The sequence below is a fragment of the Streptantibioticus parmotrematis genome (assembly GCF_019890615.1).
GTDB lineage: Bacteria > Actinomycetota > Actinomycetes > Streptomycetales > Streptomycetaceae > Streptantibioticus_D > Streptantibioticus_D parmotrematis.
In genome coordinates this window covers 1-20,014 of record NZ_JAINVZ010000023.1, presented here as the reverse complement: position 1 = coordinate 20,014, position 20,014 = coordinate 1, and the positions used below count along the sequence as shown (strand labels likewise).

General features: G+C 73.7%; 19 protein-coding genes. 10 read left to right on the top strand and 9 right to left on the bottom strand.

Annotated features, from left to right (window positions below; genetic code table 11):
• Positions 1–137 precede the first annotated feature (137 nt).
• Positions 138–803 carry a phosphoribosyltransferase gene (locus tag K7472_RS26085; protein ID WP_222981011.1) on the bottom strand — a complete coding sequence of 222 codons (666 nt, stop codon included), beginning with the start codon at positions 801–803 and terminating at the stop codon, positions 138–140.
• A 193-nt stretch (positions 804–996) separates the two neighbouring features.
• On the opposite strand from K7472_RS26085, the gene K7472_RS26080 reads away from it, so the two are divergent.
• The 3 genes from K7472_RS26080 (at position 997) to K7472_RS26070 (ending at position 5,330) form a co-directional block, all read left to right on the top strand.
• Positions 997–2,475, top strand: coding sequence for an ATP-binding SpoIIE family protein phosphatase (locus tag K7472_RS26080; protein ID WP_308014093.1), 1,479 nt, complete (start codon positions 997–999; stop codon positions 2,473–2,475).
• 51 nt (positions 2,476–2,526) lie between these two features.
• The gene (locus K7472_RS26075) at positions 2,527–3,462 is read left to right on the top strand and encodes a L,D-transpeptidase family protein (RefSeq protein ID WP_308014092.1); all 936 of its coding nucleotides are present in this window, start codon (positions 2,527–2,529) and stop codon (positions 3,460–3,462) included.
• 245 nt (positions 3,463–3,707) lie between these two features.
• Positions 3,708–5,330, top strand: a complete 1,623-nt coding sequence (locus K7472_RS26070; RefSeq protein ID WP_222981009.1) for an APC family permease — start codon at positions 3,708–3,710, stop codon at positions 5,328–5,330.
• Between the two features lie 27 nt (positions 5,331–5,357).
• Here the strand turns inward: K7472_RS26070 and K7472_RS26065 are convergent, their stop codons facing one another.
• From K7472_RS26065 to K7472_RS26055, 3 genes are all read right to left on the bottom strand, one after another.
• Complete coding sequence (locus K7472_RS26065) at positions 5,358–5,876, bottom strand: methylated-DNA--[protein]-cysteine S-methyltransferase (protein ID WP_222981008.1); 519 nt, start codon at positions 5,874–5,876, stop codon at positions 5,358–5,360.
• Between the two features lie 120 nt (positions 5,877–5,996).
• A complete protein-coding gene (locus tag K7472_RS26060) occupies positions 5,997–7,007 on the bottom strand; it encodes a PHP domain-containing protein (RefSeq protein ID WP_222981097.1) in 1,011 nt (336 codons plus the stop codon).
• 120 nt (positions 7,008–7,127) lie between these two features.
• The gene (locus K7472_RS26055) at positions 7,128–7,856 is read right to left on the bottom strand and encodes a 3-keto-5-aminohexanoate cleavage protein (protein WP_222981007.1); all 729 of its coding nucleotides are present in this window, start codon (positions 7,854–7,856) and stop codon (positions 7,128–7,130) included.
• 389 nt (positions 7,857–8,245) lie between these two features.
• Between K7472_RS26055 and K7472_RS26050 the strand changes: the two genes are divergently transcribed.
• Entirely contained in the window at positions 8,246–10,306 is a 2,061-nt protein-coding gene (locus K7472_RS26050) for a SpoIIE family protein phosphatase (protein ID WP_222981096.1), read from the top strand.
• A gap of 22 nt (positions 10,307–10,328) precedes the next feature.
• Here K7472_RS26050 and K7472_RS26045 read toward each other — a convergent pair whose 3' ends face one another.
• Positions 10,329–11,141, bottom strand: coding sequence for an SAM-dependent methyltransferase (locus K7472_RS26045; protein ID WP_222981006.1), 813 nt, complete (start codon positions 11,139–11,141; stop codon positions 10,329–10,331).
• 222 nt (positions 11,142–11,363) lie between these two features.
• Between K7472_RS26045 and K7472_RS26040 the strand changes: the two genes are divergently transcribed.
• Positions 11,364–13,844: a glycoside hydrolase family 15 protein gene (locus K7472_RS26040; RefSeq protein ID WP_222981005.1), complete on the top strand. Its 2,481-nt coding sequence runs from the start codon at positions 11,364–11,366 to the stop codon at positions 13,842–13,844.
• A 272-nt stretch (positions 13,845–14,116) separates the two neighbouring features.
• Positions 14,117–14,647, top strand: coding sequence for a GNAT family N-acetyltransferase (locus tag K7472_RS26035; RefSeq protein ID WP_222981095.1), 531 nt, complete (start codon positions 14,117–14,119; stop codon positions 14,645–14,647).
• Positions 14,648–14,668: 21 nt separating this feature from the next.
• On the opposite strand, the gene K7472_RS26030 is transcribed toward K7472_RS26035, so the two are convergent.
• Positions 14,669–15,013, bottom strand: a complete 345-nt coding sequence (locus K7472_RS26030; protein ID WP_222981004.1) for a hypothetical protein — start codon at positions 15,011–15,013, stop codon at positions 14,669–14,671.
• 247 nt (positions 15,014–15,260) lie between these two features.
• Here K7472_RS26030 and K7472_RS26025 point away from each other — a divergent pair, with 247 nt between their 5' ends.
• Positions 15,261–16,058: a uracil-DNA glycosylase gene (locus tag K7472_RS26025; protein WP_222981003.1), complete on the top strand. Its 798-nt coding sequence runs from the start codon at positions 15,261–15,263 to the stop codon at positions 16,056–16,058.
• Between the two features lie 188 nt (positions 16,059–16,246).
• Here the strand turns inward: K7472_RS26025 and K7472_RS26020 are convergent, their stop codons facing one another.
• Both K7472_RS26020 and K7472_RS26015 read right to left on the bottom strand, forming a co-directional pair.
• Positions 16,247–16,639, bottom strand: a complete 393-nt coding sequence (locus tag K7472_RS26020; RefSeq protein ID WP_222981002.1) for a rodlin — start codon at positions 16,637–16,639, stop codon at positions 16,247–16,249.
• Positions 16,640–16,766: 127 nt separating this feature from the next.
• A complete protein-coding gene (locus tag K7472_RS26015; RefSeq protein ID WP_222981001.1) occupies positions 16,767–18,068 on the bottom strand; it encodes an amidase in 1,302 nt (433 codons plus the stop codon).
• 147 nt (positions 18,069–18,215) lie between these two features.
• On the opposite strand from K7472_RS26015, the gene K7472_RS32965 reads away from it, so the two are divergent.
• The 3 genes from K7472_RS32965 to K7472_RS26000 all read left to right on the top strand — a co-directional run bounded on the left by K7472_RS32965 (position 18,216) and on the right by K7472_RS26000 (position 19,596).
• Entirely contained in the window at positions 18,216–18,497 is a 282-nt protein-coding gene (locus tag K7472_RS32965) for a DUF2630 family protein (RefSeq protein WP_308014091.1), read from the top strand.
• A 63-nt stretch (positions 18,498–18,560) separates the two neighbouring features.
• Complete coding sequence (locus tag K7472_RS26005; protein ID WP_222980999.1) at positions 18,561–19,097, top strand: inorganic diphosphatase; 537 nt, start codon at positions 18,561–18,563, stop codon at positions 19,095–19,097.
• Between the two features lie 64 nt (positions 19,098–19,161).
• Positions 19,162–19,596 (top strand): SRPBCC family protein, encoded by a 435-nt coding sequence (locus K7472_RS26000; protein WP_222980998.1) that lies wholly within the window; start codon positions 19,162–19,164, stop codon positions 19,594–19,596.
• A gap of 12 nt (positions 19,597–19,608) precedes the next feature.
• On the opposite strand, the gene K7472_RS25995 is transcribed toward K7472_RS26000, so the two are convergent.
• The coding region (locus K7472_RS25995; RefSeq protein ID WP_222980997.1) for an FAD-binding domain-containing protein at positions 19,609–20,014 on the bottom strand (406 nt) is incomplete at its 5' end.

Below are 20,014 nucleotides of genomic sequence, written 5' to 3'. Positions count from 1 at the left end.
GGATCCAGTCTCGGCCCGAAGGACGCCGCCCGGCCATACGGCCGCCGCCGTCCGGTGCGTGAAGGGGGCCGCCCGCCCGGCGCGCGCCGGGCCGTCGTCCGGTGCCAGGCGCGGCGCGTCCGGGCGCGCACCGGGCCTCAGCCGCCGGGCGAACGGCCGTCCTGGGCGTCCAGGACGTCCAGCACCTCGGCGTCCGTCAGCTGCCGGAAGTCGTCGTACCACTCGCCGACCGCCATGAACCGCGGCGGCCGGTATCCGCACACCACCTCGTCTGCCTCCTCGCCCAGCGCGGCGACCGCCCCGGCCTCGCCCACCGGGACCGCGAGCACCAGCCGCCGCGGCCGGGCGCCCCGCACGTGGCGCAGCGCCACCCGGGCCGTCGCGCCGGTGGCCAGACCGTCGTCGACCACGACCACCGACCGGCCGGTGAGGTCCGGCGCCGGGCGGCCACGCCGGTAGCACTCCTCGCGCCGCCGGGCCTCGGCCCGTTCCGCCGCCACGCGCGCGTCCAGTTCCTCCGGTGCAAGGCGCAGCGCGGCCACGGCGGACTCGTCGACGTACGGCGGGTCGTCGCCCGCGAGCGCGCCGATGGCGTACTCCTCGTGCTGCGGGGCGCCGATCTTGCGGACGATCAGCACGTCCAGCGGGGCGTCCAGCGCCCGCGCGACCTCGGCGGCGACCGGCACCCCGCCGCGCGGCAGCGCCAGCACGACCGTCCCCCCGGGCAGCCCGCCGCGCTCGCGCGTCTCCCGCAGCCGTCGCGCCAGCTCACGTCCCGCCTGCGCGCGGTCCTGGTAGCGCATGCCCGTCGCCTTCCCGCCGCCTCTCCTGCCTCCCGCCGCCCCCTGCGCCGGGAACCGCGAGATCCCGGCAGGCGTCTGTCATGGATGAGGATACGTCCCGATTGGTGCACGTATGCGGCGTACGATGACAGGACGAGGAGGTCTCGAGATGGCCGCCGCTTCGCGCGTGTCGGGGTCCGCATGGGACGGGCGCGTGAACCTCCTGTGGATCTCGCCGTTCGTGGCCCTGGCGGGCTGCGTGGTCGTGGTCTTCGGATCCAACCCGCACAGTCACTACGGGCTGCTGCTCGCCGTCGTCCCGCTGCTGTCGGCGGCGGTGCACAACGTCGGCACCACCACGCTGGTCGGCGGCGCCTGCGTGGCCTTCTTCGCCCTGGCCCACTACCGGGTGCCCGCGGGCGACACCGCCGTGTGGCTGATCAAACTCGGCATCGTCGCCGCGGCGGCCGTCATCGGCGTGCTCATCAGCCGCGCCCGGGTGAGCGAACGGCAGTTGACGGAGAGCCGGGCGGTGGCGCTCACCCTGCAACGCGGTCTGCTGCCGCACGACGTCAAGGCCACCAACGCTGTCGAGGTGCACCACCGCTATCTGCCCGCCGACAGCGAGGCGGGCGTGGGCGGCGACTGGTTCGACGTCATCCAGCTGTCCGGCGCCCGCGTCGCCCTCGTCGTCGGTGACGTCGCCGGGCACGGGGTGCACGCCGCCGCGACGATGGGCAGGCTGCGCACCGCCGTCCACACCCTCGCCGACCTCGACCTGGCCCCCGACGAACTGCTGGCCAGACTGGACGACTTGGTGATCCGGCTGGCCGACGACGAGACCGACCGCATCGTCGCGGCCAGCTGCCTGTACGTCGTCTACGACCCGGTCTCGCGCCGCTGCACCATCGCCCGCGCGGGGCACCCGGCGCCCGCGATCGTCCGCCCCGACGGCCGCGCAGACTTCCCCCGCCTGCCCGACAACCCGCCGTTGGGACTCGGCGGCACGGGCTTCGAGTGCGCCGAACTGACGCTGCCCGAGGGCACTCTCCTCGCCCTCTACACCGACGGCCTGCTGGCCCTGCGCGCCGGCGGCCCCGAAGCGGCGCAGGAGGCGATGGCCCGGGTGCTGGAGCGTACCGGCCTGCCGCTGGCGAGCCTGTGCGACGGCGTGCTGGCCGCCCTGCCGCCCTCCGGGGCCGAGGACCGCTCCCGCGACGACATCGCGCTGCTGCTGGCCCGTACCCGTGTCGTCGACCCGCGGTGGGTCGCCTCCTGGGAGCTGCCCGCCACTGCCGAGGCCCCGAGTCGCGCCCGGACGCTCACCGCGCGGCAGTTGGACACCTGGCACCTGTCGGAGGCTTTGTTCCCCACCGAACTCGTCGTCAGCGAACTGGTCACCAACGCCGTGCGCTACGGCGGCGGCCCAGTGCGGCTGCGCCTCATCTACGACCACGCGCTGATCTGCGAGGTGTCCGACACCGGCAGCACCTCCCCGCATCTGCGCCACGCCCGACTGATGGACGAAGGCGGCCGCGGGCTGTACCTGGTCGGCTGCCTCACCGACCGCTGGGGGACCCGCTACGGCTCCGGCGGTAAGACCATATGGGCGGAACGGTCACTTGCGGGTGTAACGGGCGCCGCACGCGAACCGTCGTCAAACGGCATCAGCCGGGACGCGGTTCGAAGCTGACGAGCTCGCACGTCTATGGTGTGGGACCGACCGGACCGCCAAGGAGGAGACGTGCCCCGACCAGCCGCTGTCGTCGGCGAACCGTTGTCCGAGGACGATTCGCCGTCGCCGTCCGGCTCCGCCGGGGGCGAGGACCACCATCCCGGCGCGGCGGTGCCGCCCGGTGTCGCGGTGCCGCCGCCGAGACAGCCAGGCGCGCCCCGCGCCCGCCACCGCGCGCCGCGCAAGAGCGGCAAGGCGCGCAAGCTGCGGGTCGCCGCCTTCGCCTGCGTCGGCATCGGCGTGGTGGGCACCGCCGCGTTGCGCGGCCTGCCGCACACCCACGTCCAGGCGACCGCCGAACCACCGCGGCGCCCGGCGCCGCAGACCGCCCGCGACATCGCACCCGCCGGCCGCGCCGCGCTGCTGCCCGGCGTCGGGCCGAAGTTCGGCGCCCGCATCCCGGCCGACGCCCGCCAGGCCCTCGTGGTCACCGGCGCCTCGGCCGACTCCTCCACGTCCACGGTCGTGCTGTGGCAGCGCGACGCCTCAGGGCGCTGGCAGCCCGGCGCCACCTGGGCCGCGCACAACGCGCTGCGCGGCTGGGGCACCGACCACCACGAGGGCGACCTGCGCAGCCCCGTCGGCGTGTTCACCCTCACCGCCGCCGGCGGCCTGAACGCCAACCCCGGCACCAAGCTGCCCTACGACCACTCCACCGCGTTCCAGGCGGGCGGGACCGGCTTCGAGGGCGAGCCGCTGACCGGCGCCTTCGACTACGTCGTCGCCATCGACTACAACCGCGTCCCCGGCTCCACGCCGCTCGACCCCCGTGCCCCGCTCGGGCCGAGTCGCGGCCAGGGCCTGTGGGTGCACGTGGACCACGGCGGCCCCACCCACGGCTGCGTGTCGCTCTCCAGTGCCCACATGGTCGACCTGCTCAGGACGCTCGACCCGGCCGATCATCCGGTGATCGTCATGGGCGACCGCGCGACACTCCAGGCCTGACCCGCCGCCGTTAACCCGGCGCCGCACCCGACACCCGCCGAACGCCAGACCGCATCCGGCGCGCCCGCGCCCGCGCACCCGAGACGACGAACATCCTGTCGTACGAACCGGGGCGACGGTCCGTCGGAGCGGACGGACGCCACGGACGACGACCGCCGCGAGCGGTGGTACCCGGCCCGCGGGGCACCGTGGTGGCAGGCTGGTGCCGACACAGGAGCGGGCACACCGAACCGAGGAGCCGCAGCGTGCCGGATGGCCAACCGCCGGGCGACGCCGCCGCGTCGCCACGACCCGGCCGACAGGCGGCCGTCCACACCGAGGAGCGCAGGCTCCGCCACGACCTGGGGTTCTGGGGCCTGACGGCCATCGGCTTCTCCAACATCGTCGGCTCCGGCTGGCTGTTCGCCGCCATGTACGCGGCCCAGACCGCTGGCCCAGCGGCCCTGTTGTCGTGGATCGGCGCGGGCGTGCTGTGCGCGCTGGTGGCCCTGGTCATGGTCGAACTCGGCGCGTCCCGGCCGGAGGGCGGCGGCACCGCACGCTGGCCGCTGTACGCCAGCGGGCGGCTCGTCGGCACGATGATCGGCTGGTCGGTGCTGCTGTCGGTGGGCGGCACCGCGGCGGAGATCAGCGCGATCATGCAGTACGCGGCGCACTACCTGCCCTGGATCTACAACGGCCACACCCTGACCGCCTCGGGACTCGGCGTCGCGCTGGGCCTGAGCATCGTGCTGACCGGCCTCAACTGGTTCGCGGTGCGGGTCTTCGCCCGGCTCAACAACGTGGTGTCGGTCTTCAAGATCGTGGTGCCGGTCGTCACCGTCGCCGCGCTGTTCGCCTCCGGATTCCACTCCGGACGGCTCACCGCGCACGGCGGCTTCGCGCCCTACGGCTACGCCGCCTGCCTGAGCGCCCTGGCCGGCGGCGGCATCGTCTACTCCGTCAACGGCTTCCAGGCGCCGCTGGACTTCTCCGGCGAGGCCCGCAACCCGCGCCGCACGGTGCCCGCCTCGGTGCTGGCCGGCATCGTCCTCGCGGTGCTGATGTACCTGGCGCTGCAACTGGCCTTCCTGTTCACCGTCCCCGACTCGCTGCTCGCGCACGGCTGGAAGGGCGTCGACTTCGACTCGCCGTTCGGCCAACTCGCGCTGCTGCTCAACCTCCAGTGGCTCTCCAGCCTGCTGTACGCCGACGCCGTCCTGTCCCCGGGCGGTTCCGCGTACGTGGGCGTGGCCATCGACGCCCGGCACACCTACGCGCTCGCCAAGAACGGGCTGCTGCCGCGACCCGTGATGCGGGTGGACCCGCGCCGCGGCATCCCGCACCGGGCGCTCGCCCTCAACCTCGCCGTCATCGTGGTCTTCCTGCTGCCGTTCGGCAGCTGGCAGAACATCGTCAGCGTCATGGGCGACATGTACCTGCTGATCTACGGCGCCTCCGCGGTGGCCGCGGGCGTCTTCCGCGCCGCGCCCGGCGCCCGCACGAGCGGCTGGGTGCCGGGGCTGCGCTGGATCGCGCCGGTCAGCTTCATGGTGGCCAGTGAGTTCGTCTACTGGTCCGGCTGGCACGACCTGCGGCTCGCGCTGCCGCTGGTGCTCGCCGGGCTGCCGCTCTTCCTGCTGCTGCGCCGCGACCCGGCGACCGCGGCTCGCTCGCTCGGCGACGAACTGCGCGACGGCGCCTGGCTGGTGGCCTACCTCGCGGTGCTCACCCTGCTGTCCTGGCTGGGCAGCTTCAAGGGGTCGGACCGTCTTCCCGCGCCGTACGACTCCGTGACCGTCGCCGTCGTCGCGGTCGCCGTCTTCCGGTGGGCGGTGCGCTCCGGCGTACGGCACCTCGCCGGGGAACCGTCGCCCGAACCGGCCTGATCCGGGCTGGAGGCGGTCAGGAGGCGGTCAGACCAGGGTCGGCTGGAGCGCGCCCTCGTGCGTGAGCAGCCACTCCTTGCGCTCCAGACCGGCCGCGTAGCCGGTGAGCGTGCCGTCGGCGCCGATCACGCGGTGGCACGGGCGCAGCACCAGCAGCGGGTTGGCGCCGATCGCGGCGCCCACGGACCGTACCGCCGCACGCGGCGCGCCGATCCGTTCGGCGATCTCGCCGTACGTCACCGTGGTGCCGTACGGGATCTCCTCCAGCGCCCGCCACACCCGCTGCCGGAACGCGGTGCCGGTCACCGTGTACTCCAGGTCGAAGACGCGGCGCTCGCCGCGGAAGTAGTCGGCCAGCTGACGCACCGGCTCGGCCAGCGCGTCGGCGTCGCGCCGCACGTCCGCGGGGACGGCGGGCGGGGCGGGCGTGGCGTGGTCGGCGAGGGAGAGCGAGGCGACGGCGAAACCGCCGTTCGCGGTCGCGGACTCCTCGCCCACCAGCAGCAGTTCGCCCAGCGGGCTGTCGATCGTCGTGCGGACCGTCATGACACGTCCCTCTTCCGTCCTCGCGGTGGTTCACTGTCTCGCACTCACCATCCTGCGGCCCGCACGGGGCCGTTGCTGGCGGAAATCGGACATGGCATCCGCGGGTGGAGGACGGCCCTGTCAGGCGCCGGTCCAGGCGAGCAGCCGGTCGACGTCCCACGTGGTCACGACACGTTCCGCCGGCACCCCGCACTCCTCGGCCCGCGCGCAGCCGAAGATCTGCCAGTCGAGCTGGCCCGGGGCGTGGGCGTCGCTGTCGACGGCGACGTACACGCCCGCCTCCAGCGCCTGGCGCAGGAGCGCGCGGGGCGGGTCCAGCCGGTCGGGCCGGCTGTTGATCTCGACGGCCGTGCCGTGCTCGGCGCAGGCGGCGAAGACCTCGGCGGCGTCGAAGCGGGACGGGGGACGGCTGCGGCCGGTGACCCGCCGCCCGGTGCAGTGCCCCAGCACGTCGACCAGCGGATCGCTGACCGCCGCGATCAGCCGCCGGGTCATCGCGGGCGGGTCCATCCCCAGCTTGGAGTGGACCGAGGCGACCACCACGTCCAGCTCGGCGAGCAGCTCCGGGTCCTGGTCCAGCGAGCCGTCGTCGAGGATGTCGCACTCGATGCCGGTCAGCAGCCGGAACGGCGCCAGCTCCTCGTTCACCCCGGCCACCACGTCGAGCTGCTCGCGCAGCCGCGCGGCGGTCAGGCCGTTCGCCACCGTCAGCCTGGGGGAGTGGTCGGTGAGCACGGTCCACTCGTGGCCGATCTCCGTGGCCGCGGCCCGCGCCATCGTCGCGATCGGGCTGCCGCCGTCGGACCAGTCGGAGTGCGTGTGGCAGTCGCCGCGCAGCTTCTCGCGCAGCCGTTCGCCGCCCTCGGTCAGCGGTTGTTCCGCGTCGGCCTCCAGCCGGGCCAGGTAACCGGGTGTCCGCCCGTCCAGCGCCTCCGCCACGACGTGCGACGTCTTCGGCCCCAGTCCTTCCGTCGCGGCAAGCGTCCCCGCCTCGGCCTGGCGGCGCAGGGTGTCCCGCGGGATGCCCGCGACGGCCCGGGCCGCGGTACGGAACGCCTTCACGCGGTAGGTGGCCGCCTGCCCCCGCTCCAGCAGGAAGGCGATCCGTTCCAGCGCGTCGACGGGGTCCATGGCCATCACTCCAGGGTGCCGCAGGGGGAGCGGGGGCGCGCGGGCGCGACGAGGAGGCGTGACCGCGACATGAGGCGTGACCGCGACATGGCGTGCGGCGTTGGCGGTGGGCGCGTGGCGCTACCGGCCTCCGGTGCTGATCAGGTCGCGGGCCGCCGTCACCAGCGCCGCGTTGTCCTTGGCCGCAGAGCCGTCGGGCAGCACGAGGACGTCCTCCAGGCCGATGCGGGTGTCCAGTTCCATCCGCACCGCCAGCCGCAGCACCGGCCAGGCGCCCGTCTCCTCGCCGTGCAGCAGGAGGGGCGCCCGGACGCCCGCCGCGAGCTTCGACACCAGGGCCGACGCGGTGTGCGGCGCGGTGTCCGGGTCGGTGTCCACGGCTTCGGCGAGCACGCGCAGCACCCGGTCGGCCAGCGGCGAGCCCAGGAAACGATCGGCCGCGTCACCCCCGGACCAGACGCCCGCCTCGACGCCCACGCCGCGTTCCAGCAGGGCGCGGGCGACCGGCTCGGCGCCGTCCTCGTGCCAGTTCACCGAGGCGTGGTCGGGCAGCACGGTCCACGACCGCACCAGCTCGGCCCGCCGCTCCGGCTCGGGCACCGCCCACGCCCCCGTGGTGACCCCGACCCGTACGCCCTCGGGAACGGCGCGCCGGACCGCCTCGACCGCCCGGGCCACGTCGCGCGGCTGAAGCGAGTCGGCGCCGTCGTCGTCCTTCGGGTGGAGGTGGACGTCGCGCGCACCGGCCGCGACGGCCCGCGCGGCCTGCGCCGCCAGTTCGTCCGGCGCCACCGGAAGCCGCCGGAAGTCGTCCCGGGTGCGGGCGCCGTTCAGACAGACCTGCAACATGCCTCAGACCATGCCAGGTACCCGGACGCGCTGCGAGCGCGTCCGGTCACGGAAGGCGTCCCGGGCGACCCGTTGACCAGTACGGTCACCATGCGCAGAATTTACCGGTCGCCCGGGCTGCGTCCGGGCGCGGCGCGGAGCACCATGGGAGGCGGCGGGCCGTGCCGGCCCGTCGGCCCACCCGCGTCCGTGCGACCGAGAGGGGGACGACCGGTTCGGACCGGGCCGGTCCGTGCCGATCCGCGCAGGCGTCGCCGCAGACGGATGGGGGTCCTGGGACATTGGGTGCCACCGAACCACTCCGGACCGGCCGGGACGGCGACGACAGCCCGCCGCCCGGCCGTGAACGGCCCCCGGCCTCCGGAGCGCTCGCGAGCCCCGAGGCCCCGCTGCTCGGCACCGACGCGCCCGGCGGGCTGCTCGACGTCCTGGGCGTCGCCGCGGTCGTGCTGGATGCCGAGGGACGGATCGTGCTGTGGAGCCCGCAGGCGGAGGAACTGTTCGGCTACACCGCGCAGGAGGCCCTGGGCCGGTTCGCCGGGCGGATCATGGTCGGCGAGGAGCACCTGCAACTCGCCCTCGACCTGTTCGAACGCGTCATGGGCGGCGGCAGCGGCAGCTGGGCCGGGGTCTTCCCGATCCGCCACAAGGACGGCAGCACCCGCTTCGCCGAGTTCCGCAACATGCGCCTGGAGGACGCGGGCGGGCGCCGCTACGCCCTGGGCCTGGCCGCCGCCGAGGCCACCGTCCGCCAGGTGGAGACCGACCTCGCGCTGTCGGTCCGGCTGGTCTCGCAGTCCCCGATCGGCCTCGCCGTCCTCGACACCGACCTGCGGTACGTCACCGTCAACCCGGCGCTCGAGCGCATCAACGGCAAGCCCGCCGAGGCGCACGTCGGACGCCACGTGCGCGAGGTGCTCTCCGGCCTGGACGTCGACTCGGTCGAGGCCGCGATGCGCCACGTCCTGGCCACCGGCACGCCCCTGCTGGACCAGTACGCGGTCGGCCGGATGGACCCGGACTCGGCGGGCGGCGACCGCGCCTGGTCGGTGTCGTACTACCGGCTGGAGGACTCCGCGGGCCGCGTCCTGGGCATCGCCACCTCCGTCATCGACGTCAGCGAACGGCACCGGGCGGCCACCGAGGCGGCCCAGGCCCGGCAGCGGCTCGCGCTGATAGCGGACGCCTCCAAACGCGTCGGGACCACCCTGGACCTGGACCGCACCGCCCACGAACTCGCCGACCTGTGCGTGCCCGCGCTCGCCGACGTGGCCGCGGTGGACGTGCTGGACACCGTCCTCGGCGGCCAGCGCACCTTCGCGGTGAACGCCACCGAGGAGGGCGAGGCCACCGTCTTCCGGGCGCTGGCGGTCGCCGCCGCGCACCCCACGCTCGCGGTGCGCGCCGCCGACCCGCCGGGCGAGGTGGCCAAGTACGGGCCCGACCGGCTGGTGACCCGGTGCGCCAAGACCGGCCGCCCGGTGCTCGTGCCGCAGGTGACCGACGAGGACCTGCGGCGCATCGCCCGCGACGGCGACGCGGTGGCGCTGCTGGAACAGGCGGGCGTGCACTCCTACCTGGCGGTGCCGCTGATCGCCCGCGGCGAGGTGCTGGGCGCGCTCGACCTGAAACGGGCCCGCAACCCGCTGCCGTTCACCAGCGACGACGTCGCGCTCGCGTGCGAGCTGGCGGCCCGCGCCGCCGTCTGCATCGACAACGCCCGCTGGTACCAGAGCCAGCGGCAGGCCGCGCTGACCCTCCAGCGGCACCTGCTGCCGCACCAGCCGCCCGACCGGCCCGGCCTGGAGATCGCCTACCGCTACGAGCCCGCGCAGGGCCCGAGCCAGGTCGGCGGCGACTGGTTCGACGTCATCTCGCTGTCCGGGAACCGCACGGCGCTCGTCGTCGGCGACGTGATGGGCAGCGGCATCGGCGCCGCCGCCACGATGGGCCAGGTGCGCACCGCCACCAGGACCCTGGCCGAACTCGACCTGGAGCCCGCCGCCGTCCTCACCCACCTCGACCGCATCACCGACGGCCTGGAACGCCCCATCGCCACCTGCGTCTACGCCGTCTACGACCCGGAGACCATGTGCTGCCACATCGCCAACGCGGGCCATCTGCCGCCCGTGCTGGCCCGCCCGGGACGCCCACCGGAACTGCTGGAGCTGCCCACCGGGGCGCCGCTGGGCGTCGGCGGCGTCCCGTTCGAGTCGGTGGAACTCCGGCTCGCCCCCGGCGACCAGCTGGTGCTCTACACCGACGGCCTGGTGGAGACCCGCGACCAGCCGCTCGACGACCGCCTCGCGGAACTGCTGCGGCTGCTGGACCAGCCCCGGCGCCCGCTCCAGGACACCTGCGACGTGCTGCTGCACAGCCTGCGTCACGCTGCGGACCCGGACGACGTGGCGCTGCTGGTCTCCCGGATGGAACGACTGCCGCAGGAGTAGCGCCCGCCACCACCGGTCGGCGTTACCGCTTGACGCCGAGGCCCGCCGCGATCAACTGCTCCCAGACGGAGGCCTCCTGGCCGATCCGCGGGACGTCCGCCCCTTCGTCGGGGCGCCAGTGGGACGCCTGCACGACACCGGGGGCGAGCAGTTCGAACCCGTCGAAGAGGTCACGGATCTCCTCGTCGGTGCGCCACCGGCCCCGCCCGAAGGTCTCCTGAAGGAGCTGCTCCGCCTCCGCGGTCTCCTCGTTGTGGCCGCTGCGGAAGTGGCTGATGAAGACGTAGCTGCCGGGCACGACCTGCTCCCGCCAGTACGCGACGACCTCCTGCGGGTTCTCGTCGTCGTTGAGGTGGTGCAGCACGGCGCTGAGGATGACGGCCACCGGCTCGTCGAAGTCGATGAGCTTGGTGGTCTCCGGGTTGTGACGTATGGCCTCGTAGTCGCGGATGTCGCCGCGGATGACCCGGGTGTCGTCGTTCTGCACGAGCAGCGCGCGGCCGTGGGCGAGCACGATCGGGTCGCTGTCGACGTACACCACGCGCGAGCCCGGGGCGTGCCGCTGGGCGACCTGGTGGACGTTGTCGGCGGTGGGCAGACCGCTGCCCATGTCGACGAACTGCCGCACCCCGGTCTCCAGCGCGATGGTCCGCACGCCGCGCACCAGCGCCTGGCGGTTGGCGTGCGCGATCGCCACCGATCCCGGCAGGTCGTACTTGAAGCGGTCGCCGATCGCCCGGTCGACGGCGTAGTTGTCCTTGCCGCCCAGCAGGTAGTCGTAGACGCGAGCGATGCTCGGCCGGGTCTGGTCCACCTCTGAATGCTCGTCAGCCATCAACTGCCCCTTCGGCCCGCGGTGTTGTACGGCGCAATCATAGGAGCGGGGCCGGTCGGCCGGTACCACTCGGTAGCCTCGACCCTTGTCTCCATCTCGTGAACGCAACGAACTACCGAAGAGTGATGTTCGCTTCAAGCCTTGACAGTTGGTCGCCACCGGAGCACGCTCACGCCCGCAGCCCCGCCGAGCACGGCGACCGAGAGGATGGCTTACCCCTCCATGTCCACACACGGGACGCGGCAATGGCGTCGCGCAGTCTCCCTGTTCACGGCGGCGGTCAGTGTGGCCGCCGCCGCTCTCGCGGCCGCGTCGGCACCCGCCGCCGCGGCCTCCGCCCCCGGCGCGCCCGGGGCCGACGCGTACTGGAACGAACCCAGCGTTCAGGGCTTCGCCGACGCGGTGTCCGGCAACGCGACGGCCTCCAAGGTCTGGTACACCGTCGGCGACGGCGAACTGGAGAACGCCTTCTACCCCAGGCCGGACAACCCCGACACGTTCGGCCTCCAGTACTACGTCACCGACGGCTCCACCTTCACCGGTGACGAGGTGTCCGACACCAGCCACGCCATCGCGCTGGCCGACCCCACCTCGCTGGAGTGGACGCAGACCAACACCGCGAAGAACGGCGCCTACACGATCACCAAGACCTACGTGGCCGACCCGGCCCGCTCGGTGATCCTGGTGAGGACCACCTTCGACAACCTCTCCTCGTCCCCGCTGTCGCTGTACGCGCAGTACGATCCGGCGCTGGGCAACGACGGGATGGGCAACACCGGTGGCACCGACAGCTCCTCCGGTGACCTGACCGCCTCCGGCAACGGTGTGTCCAGCGCGCTCGCCGCCTCCACCGGCTTCACCCAGACCTCCACCGGCTACGCGGGCACCTCGGGCGACGGCGCACAGGAACTGACGAGCAGTCACCAGATCACCACGGCAGGCCAGTCCGCGGCCACCGCGGGACACATCACGCAGACCGCCCGCATCCCGGTGGTCTCCGGCGGCACGACCACGTTCACCCTCGCGCTCGCCTTCGACACCAGCCAGAGCGCCGCCGTCTCGGCCGCCACCGCCTCGCTGAACGCGGGATTCCCCGCCGCCGAGAGCGCGTTCCGCTCCGGCTGGCACAGCTGGCAGTCCGGGCTGAACGCCCCGCCGTCCTCCGTCACCGGCGACGCCAAGCTCAAGGAGCAGTACGAGGTCTCCCTGATGGAGGTCAAGGCCGACGAGGACAAGACGTACACCGGAGGCTTCGTCGCCGCGCCCGTCACCCCGTGGGGCGCGAGCGTCAGCGCCGACAGCGCCGGACAGCACGGCTACCACCTGGTGTGGACGCGCGACGAGTACCAGATGGCGACCGCGCTGCTGGCCGCGGGCGACAGCACGGACGCCAACGACGCGCTGAACTACATCTTCCAGTACGAGGAGACCTCCACCGGCTACGTCAAGCAGAACAGCTGGCTGGACGGCACCCAGGAGTGGGGCGGCGTCCAGGAGGACCAGGTCGCCTTCCCCATCGTCCTCGCCTACCAGCTCGGCAGGTCCGACGCCGCGACCTGGTCGAAGGTCCAGCTGCTCGCCGACTACCTCGTCGCCAACGGCCCGGCCACCGGTGAGGAGCGCTGGGAGGAGAACGGCGGCTACTCGCCCTCCACCATGGCCGCCGAGGTCGCGGGCCTGGTCTGCGCCGCGAACATCGCCACCGCCAACGGCGCGACCGCCAAGGCCACGACCTACCTCGCCAAGGCCGACTCCATCCAGGCCGCCGTGGACACCGACACCTACACCACCACCGGCTCTCTCGCGGGCGGCTCGTACTACGTGCGCATCACGCCCAACGGCAACCCGAACAACGGCGACACCGTCAACATCGCCAACGGCGGCGGGAGTTACGACGAGAGGTCCATCGTCGACGCCGGATTCCTGGAGCTGTCCCGGCTCGGCGTGAAGCCCGCCGACTCCTCGCAGATCACCAACTCGCTGGCGGCCGTGGACGCCACCATCAAGACCACCATCCCCGGCGAGGGCACCTACTGGGGCCGCTACGACCACGACGGCTACGGCGAGACCTCGACCGGCGGCGACTACACCGGCCAGGGCATCGGCCGGGTGTGGCCGGTGCTCAGCGGGGAACGCGGCGAGTACGACGTGCAGACCGGTGACACCACCGACGCGAAGTCGATGCTCTCCAGCATGGCCGACGCCGCGAACGACGGCTACCAGATCTCCGAGCAGATCTGGCCGACCGCGAGCGCCGACGGCTTCACCCAGGGCAAGCCCGACAACTCCGCCACCCCGCTGATGTGGGCGATGGCGCAGTACGTGCGCCTGGCGATCGACATCTCGGCGGGCAGGACCGTGGAGACCCCGGCGATCGTCGCCCAGCGCTACGCCAACGGCAACCCCACCGCCCAGGTCGCCGTCACCTTCGACGAGAACGCCACCACCACCTGGGGACAGAACGTCTACGTCGTCGGCTCGATCCCCGCGCTCGGCGACTGGAACACCGGCGCCGCCGTGCCGCTGTCCTCGGCCGGCTACCCCGTGTGGAGCGGGACGGTGAGCCTGCCGGCGAACACCTCGTTCCAGTACAAGTATATCAAGAAGAACCCGGACGGCTCGATCACCTGGGAGAGCGACCCCAACCGCTCCTACACCACAGGCGCTTCGGGATCCGTCACGCTCAACGACTCCTGGCGATAGGGGAGTCGGCGCCGCCCGGTCCGCTGCCGGACCGGGCGGCGCCGACGTGTCACCGTGACCGGGCACCGGCGACGCCCTCTTGCGCGGCGGCCGTGCGCCCGTACGATCACCGGGGCGCCGCCCACCGCACGGAGGCGTCCCCGCGCCGACGCGACGAAGCCCCAGCGAAGGGAACCACGACCGTGGAGCCGACCACCGCCCTCCAGCCGGTCATCCGCCGTGCCGGATCAGCGGACCGGGGCCCGATCAGCCGACTGGTCGGCGAGGCGTTCATGGACGACCCCGTCAGCCGCTGGGTCTTCCCCGACGAGGCACGGCGCCGCGCGGTCCATCCCGAGTTCTTCGGGGTCTTCCTCGACGAGGCGCTGCGCGACGGCTGGGTCGACGTGGCCGAAGGCCACCTCGCGGCGGCGCTCTGGCTGCCGGTCGGCGGCGACGCGGCTTCCGGTTCTGTTTCCGCCGGGCCCGGGGACGACGTGGCCGCCCTGCTCGCGCGGGTCGCGGAGAACGACCGCGGTGGCATCGTCGGCCGCCTGCTGGACGAGGCGCACCCCGCCCGCCCGCACTACTACCTGCCCATCATCGCCGTCGCGCCCGGCCACCAGAACCGCGGCCTGGGCCGGACGCTGCTGGCGCCGGTGCTGCGGCGCTGCGACGACGAGGGCATGCCCGCGTACCTGGAGGCGAGCAACGAGCGCAGCAAGGCGCTCTACGAACGCCTGGGCTTCGCCTTCACCGGCACGCCGGTGGGCCTGCCGGACGGACCGCGGATGTGGCCGATGTGGCGCGAACCGCGGTCCTGACCGGATCCGGTGCGCCGCCGGTCAGACGGCGCGGCGGTGCGAGTGGTCGACGTAGAAGATCGCCACCCCCATCGAGATCGCCAGCGCCAGGCCGAGGAATCCCGCCTTCAGCCAGGTCTGTCCGCTCAGGCTGAGCAGCCAGCCCATCGCGCAGCCGAAGACGACCGCGTACAGCGCCGAGGCCGTCTCCGGCTGCACCCGGTGCTGGAGCTGTCCGATCGCGTAGCACAGCGCGAAGACGACGATCGCGGAGATGAAGCCCATCAGCCAGCCCTGGCCGCCGGTGTAGCCGTTGTTCCCGGCCAGGAAGACCGTGTACAGCATGTAGACCACGGCCAGGGAGGCCGGGACCGCCCAGGAGGCCATGGAACGACCGGAGGCGCCTCGCGCCGAGGCGCGCGTCCCCTGGTGTCGGAGTGCCGGAGTGTGACTGGGCATGGCGGAACTCCTCTCTCCCCTTCCCACCAGGGCACACCCGGCCGACCGGCTCGGCAAGTCGATCACGGCCCCGGGCCGTGGTCGTGGCCTAGGGTCGCTCTGGGGTCCGGCACCCGCGCCGCGGTGGATCGGTGTGCGGGGACGGGCGTGGTGCTCGGTGAGGAGGGCAGCGGCGATGAACGCGAGTGCCGGTGGCGACGCGGACGCGTCCGGGCCGCCTTCTGCCGAGTATCCCGGTTTCCCCGCCGAACGCGCCCCTCGCGCACGGGATTTGGCGGAACTGGACGAGGCGGTCACCACCTGCCGGGCCTGTCCGCGCCTGGTCGCCTGGCGCGAGGAGGCCGGCCGGGTCAGGCGCAGGGCGTACCGCGACTGGGCGTACTGGGCCCGGCCGGTGCCCGGCTTCGGCCCGCCGGACGCCGCGCTGGCCATCGTGGGCCTCGCCCCGGCGGCGCACGGCGGGAACCGCACCGGCAGGGCGTTCACCGGTGATCCCTCCGGCGACGTGCTGTTCGCCGCGTTGCACGACGTGGGACTCGCCTCGCAGCCGACCGCCACGCACCGCGACGACGGACTGCGCCTGAACGGGGTGCGGATCGCGATGCCCGTGCACTGCGCCCCGCCCGACAACCGCCCCACCCCCGCCGAACGCGACACCTGCCGCCCCTGGCTCGCCCGCGACCTGGAACTGCTGCGGCCGACGCTGCGCGCGGTCGTCGTGCTCGGCGGCTTCGGCTGGCAGGCGCTGCTGCCGGTGCTCGGGGACGCGGGCTGGGCGGTGCCGCGTCCGCGCCCGGCCTTCGGGCACGGGCGGCAGGTCCGGCTCTCCCGGGCGGAGGGCGAACCGGCGGCGGAGCTGAGGCTGTTCGGCTGCTACCACCCGAGTCAGCGCAACATCTCGACCCGCACCCTCACCCCGGCCATGCTGCGCGAGGTGCTGGCTGACGCGGCACGGGCGGCGGGCCTGCTCTGAGCGGTTCCGGGAAAACGGAGCGGCCGGCCCCCGCTGAGACGGGGACCGGCCGTTGCCAACTCGAGGTGCGGTTGGCGCGCTCCCGTATCCGGTACGAGACCACGCCCGACGGATCGGTGCCAGCCGTGGGCCGGCCGCGGGAGCGGCCCCGGGGGCCCGTCGCGTACGTCGGGCTCCCGGGGTGGGACTCAGCGGTTGGCGCCGTTGCCCGACAGGATCGGGATGTCGTCGACCAGGTGCGACAGCGGGTCGTCGCCCTTGACCTGGCTGGAGTTCTCGGCGCACTGCTGGATCTGCGGCTGGGTCAGGATGTCCTGGACGGTGATCGGGACCAGGCCGACCACGGAGCCCACGTCGAGCTTGACCGGGATGCCGAGGCAGGGCTTGTTGGCGCTGCCCTGGACCAGGCCGACCTGCGGGCTGAGCTGACCGCCGGTCGTCGTGTTCCCGTACGCCTGCTTGGAACCGTTGCCGTTGGCCGAGCTGGGGCCGTGGTGGTTGCCGATGGCCATCGCCGGGGTGGCGGTGACGCCGGCGGCGGAGACCACCACTGCGGCCGTGGCGAGAATCTTCTTGATCACGCGAGTGTTCCCTTCGGTACCCAAGGGCTCCTGTGTCGGAGCAAACTGAACAACTCGCGACGCAAGAGGAGGTTCCGGTCGTTCACTCTCCCGGATCAGCCGACGCCGCGCGTGGACGCCGCCGTGATCATCGCAGCGCCGATTCGACGGGCTGGGCCCAGGTCAGCAGGTGTTCGTCCGAGCCGACCCCCGCCACGCACTGCACGCCCAGCGGCAGGCCTTCCGCGGTGCGGCCCGCCGGGACGTTCACCGCGGGCATGCCGGCCAGGCTCCACGGCACGCACATCGCCGGGTCGCCGGTGCGCTCCAGGCCGTGCGGGGCGGGCCCGGTCGCGCTCGGCGTGATCCACATCCCCACGCCCTCGTCGGCCATGACCGACTCCAGCCGCTCGCGGAAGGCCGTCCGCCACCGCAGGGCCGCCTCGTACCGCTCGGGCTCGACCGCCCGCCCTTCGCGGACCGCCCGGGCGCTCTGCTCGCGGTACAGGCCGCCGTGGCGCTCGAACCATTCCGCGTGCACCTGTGCCGTCTCGTAGCGGTTGACGGTGAACAGCTGCGCCCTGATCTCGTCGAAGTCGTCGAGGAGCGGCACCTCGCGCACCGTGAGCCCCGCCTCCCGCAGCGCCTTCACCTGCGCCCCGAAGGCGTCCAGCGCGACCGGCTCCGTACGCCGCAGGTACGCCCCGGCCGGCACGCCGAGCACCGGCGCCGGGCCGTCGCCGTCGGTCGGGCGCCAGTCGTCGTACAGCGCCCCGGCCGCGTACGCCACGTCCGCGACACGCGCCGCGAAGAACCCCACGGTGTCCAGCGTGGGCGCGTTGGCGATCATGCCGTCCGTCATCGCCCGGTCGTGCCCGGGCCGGTAGCCGACCACGCCGCAGTACGCGGCCGGCCGGATCGTCGAGCCGACCGTCTGCGTCCCGATGGCCAGCGGGACCATCCCGGCCGCCACCGCCGCCGCGGAACCGCTGCTCGACCCGCCCGGCGCGTACTCGGGGTGGTGCGGGTTGCGCGTCGGCCCGGGCGCGGCGATGGCGAACTCCGCCGTCACCGTCTTGCCCGCCACGACCGCCCCGGCCGCCAGCAGACGGTCCACCACCTCGGCCTGACGCCCAGTCAACTCCGTTGCGGGGAGAGCCGAACCGCCGTGCGTCGGGAGCCCGTCGACGTGCGCCACGTCCTTGACGCCCACCGTCACCCCGTACAGCGCGGGCCGCTCGGCGGGGTCCGGCCAGCGCTCGGCGAGCTCGCGGGCGCGGGCCGTCACCCGCTCGCGCCTGCCGGGCTCCGGCACGAACGCCTCGATCAGCGGGTCGACCGCGTCGATCCGGTCGCAGGTGCGGGCCGCCGACGCCAGGACGGCCTCGCCTCCCGCCCGCAGGGCCCGCGTCTCCTCCAGCAGCGGCCGGGACCGCACGAGATCGTCCATGACCGCAGGCTATCCACCGCCCGCCGCGCGCCGTACCCCTTCGCCGCACCCGCGGCGGCCGTGCGCCACCCGCGCGGCAGGCGCGGGACCGGCGACGGTGGAAGCATGGGAGCCGAGGCACACGGATTCGAGCCGAGGAGGCGTCCCGTGTCCGAGGAGCACACCTTCCGGCAGCCCGGCAGGACCACCGAGCAGGGCATCCTGCACCGGATCAGCTCGATGATCGACGACGAGAAGACCCTGCGCGACCAGCTCGCCGAGGGCCGGATCGACAGCCGCACGGAACACGAGCGGCTCGCCGAGGTCGAGCGGGAACTCGACCAGTGCTGGGACCTGCTGCGTCAGCGGCGCGCCAGGGCGCAGTACGGGGAGGATCCCGACGAGACCCGGGTGCGCCCGTCCTGGCAGGTCGAGGGGTACGAGGGCTGAGCGCCGGGCAGGCGCACACGCGGACGAGGGACCGACGAGCCGCGAGGAGGCGGTCAGGCCGCGATGGACGACTTCGACGTGATCGTGGAGATCCCGCAGGGCTCCCGCAACAAGTACGAGATGGACCACGACACCGGCCGCATCCGGCTGGACCGGCTGCTGTTCACCTCGACCAAGTACCCGGCCGACTACGGCTTCATCGACGGCACCCTGGGCCGCGACGGCGATCCGCTGGACGCCCTCGTGCTGGTCGGCGAACCGACCTTCCCCGGCTGCGCGATCCTGTGCCGCGCGGTCGGCATGTACTGCATGTCGGACGAGAACGGGCCGGACGAGAAGGTGCTGTGCGTACCGGCGCACGACCCCCGGTACGCCGGGGTGCAGGAGGTCACCGACGTGCCGGAGTTCGACCGGCTGGAGATCACCCACTTCTTCGAGGTCTACAAGGACCTGGAACCCGGCAAGTCGGTCGAGGGCTCGCACTGGGAGGGCCGGGACCGCACCTACGAGGAGATCGCGGCCTCCCGTCGCCGCGCGGAAGGCCGTCCGGGCCGCGGCCGCACGGACCACCAGCCGGGCGCGGTGCCGGGCGGCGGCTGAGGCGGTCGGGGCCGGCGATCGCGCCTCACGCCCTCCCCGACGCGCCCGTGCCTACGATCGCCCCATGGCCCTCTTCCGGATCACCCGCCGCACTCCGCTGACCGCCGCCGAGGCGTGGCGGCGGGTGACGGACTGGGAGCGGCACGCCGCCCCCGTGCCGCTCACCGCGATCACGGTGACGACCGCGCCGCCCACCGGACCCGGCACCCGGTTCACCGCGCGTACCTCCGTCGGGCCGGTCGGGTTCGACGACCCGATGGAGGTGACGCGCTGGCAGCCGCCGCGCGACGGCGGCCCGGGGCTGTGCCGCCTGGACAAGCGCGGTTCCGTGGTCACCGGCTGGGCGGAGATCGAGGTCCGCCCCGGCGTCAACGGCTCGATCGTGCAGTGGCGCGAGGACCTGCGGGTCGCCGCGCTGCCGAGCGCCTTCGACGGCGCGACGGCGTGGTCGGGGCGCCTGCTGTTCGGCCGGGTGCTGGGCAGGCTCCTGGCCGGATGACGACGCCCGGGGTCACTCCTTGCCGCGCGCCCTCCTGAACCGGGCCAGCCCGTCCGCGAGGTCGATCAAGGGCTCCGGGTAGTCGCCGCAGGCCGCCCGCGCCGCGCCCTTGAGCTTCCACGGCTCGTGGACCGAACGGCCTTCCACCCCGGCGAGTTCGGGCACCCACCGCCGTACGTAGGCGCCCTCCGGGTCGTAACGGCGGCCCTGCGCAACGGGGTTGAGTACCCGGTTCGGCCGGGTGTCGGTGCCGGTGCCCGCCACCCACTGCCAGTTGAGCTGGTTGTTGGCCACGTCGCCGTCCACCAGCAGATCCAGGAAGTGGCGGGCGCCCCCCCCCCCGTCCACGTAGAGCGGCTTGGCCAGGAACGAGGCGGTCAGCAGACGGCCGCGGTTGTGCATCCAGCCCTCGTGCCGC

What these genes read in the sequence shown, in the direction of transcription:
- K7472_RS26085 (WP_222981011.1), bottom strand. Translation starts at nt 803, where the DNA reads ATGCGCTACCAGGACCGCGCGCAGGCGGGACGTGAGCTGGCGCGACGG.
- K7472_RS26065 (WP_222981008.1), bottom strand. Translation starts at nt 5,876, where the DNA reads ATGACGGTCCGCACGACGATCGACAGCCCGCTGGGCGAACTGCTGCTG.
- K7472_RS26060 (WP_222981097.1), bottom strand. Translation starts at nt 7,007, where the DNA reads ATGGACCCCGTCGACGCGCTGGAACGGATCGCCTTCCTGCTGGAGCGG.
- K7472_RS26055 (WP_222981007.1), bottom strand. Translation starts at nt 7,856, where the DNA reads ATGTTGCAGGTCTGTCTGAACGGCGCCCGCACCCGGGACGACTTCCGG.
- K7472_RS26045 (WP_222981006.1), bottom strand. Translation starts at nt 11,141, where the DNA reads ATGGCTGACGAGCATTCAGAGGTGGACCAGACCCGGCCGAGCATCGCT.
- K7472_RS26040 (WP_222981005.1), top strand. Translation starts at nt 11,364, where the DNA reads ATGTCCACACACGGGACGCGGCAATGGCGTCGCGCAGTCTCCCTGTTC.
- K7472_RS26035 (WP_222981095.1), top strand. Translation starts at nt 14,117, where the DNA reads ATGGACGACCCCGTCAGCCGCTGGGTCTTCCCCGACGAGGCACGGCGC.
- K7472_RS26030 (WP_222981004.1), bottom strand. Translation starts at nt 15,013, where the DNA reads ATGGCCTCCTGGGCGGTCCCGGCCTCCCTGGCCGTGGTCTACATGCTG.
- K7472_RS26025 (WP_222981003.1), top strand. Translation starts at nt 15,261, where the DNA reads ATGAACGCGAGTGCCGGTGGCGACGCGGACGCGTCCGGGCCGCCTTCT.
- K7472_RS26015 (WP_222981001.1), bottom strand. Translation starts at nt 18,068, where the DNA reads ATGGACGATCTCGTGCGGTCCCGGCCGCTGCTGGAGGAGACGCGGGCC.
- K7472_RS26005 (WP_222980999.1), top strand. Translation starts at nt 18,561, where the DNA reads ATGGACGACTTCGACGTGATCGTGGAGATCCCGCAGGGCTCCCGCAAC.
- K7472_RS26000 (WP_222980998.1), top strand. Translation starts at nt 19,162, where the DNA reads ATGGCCCTCTTCCGGATCACCCGCCGCACTCCGCTGACCGCCGCCGAG.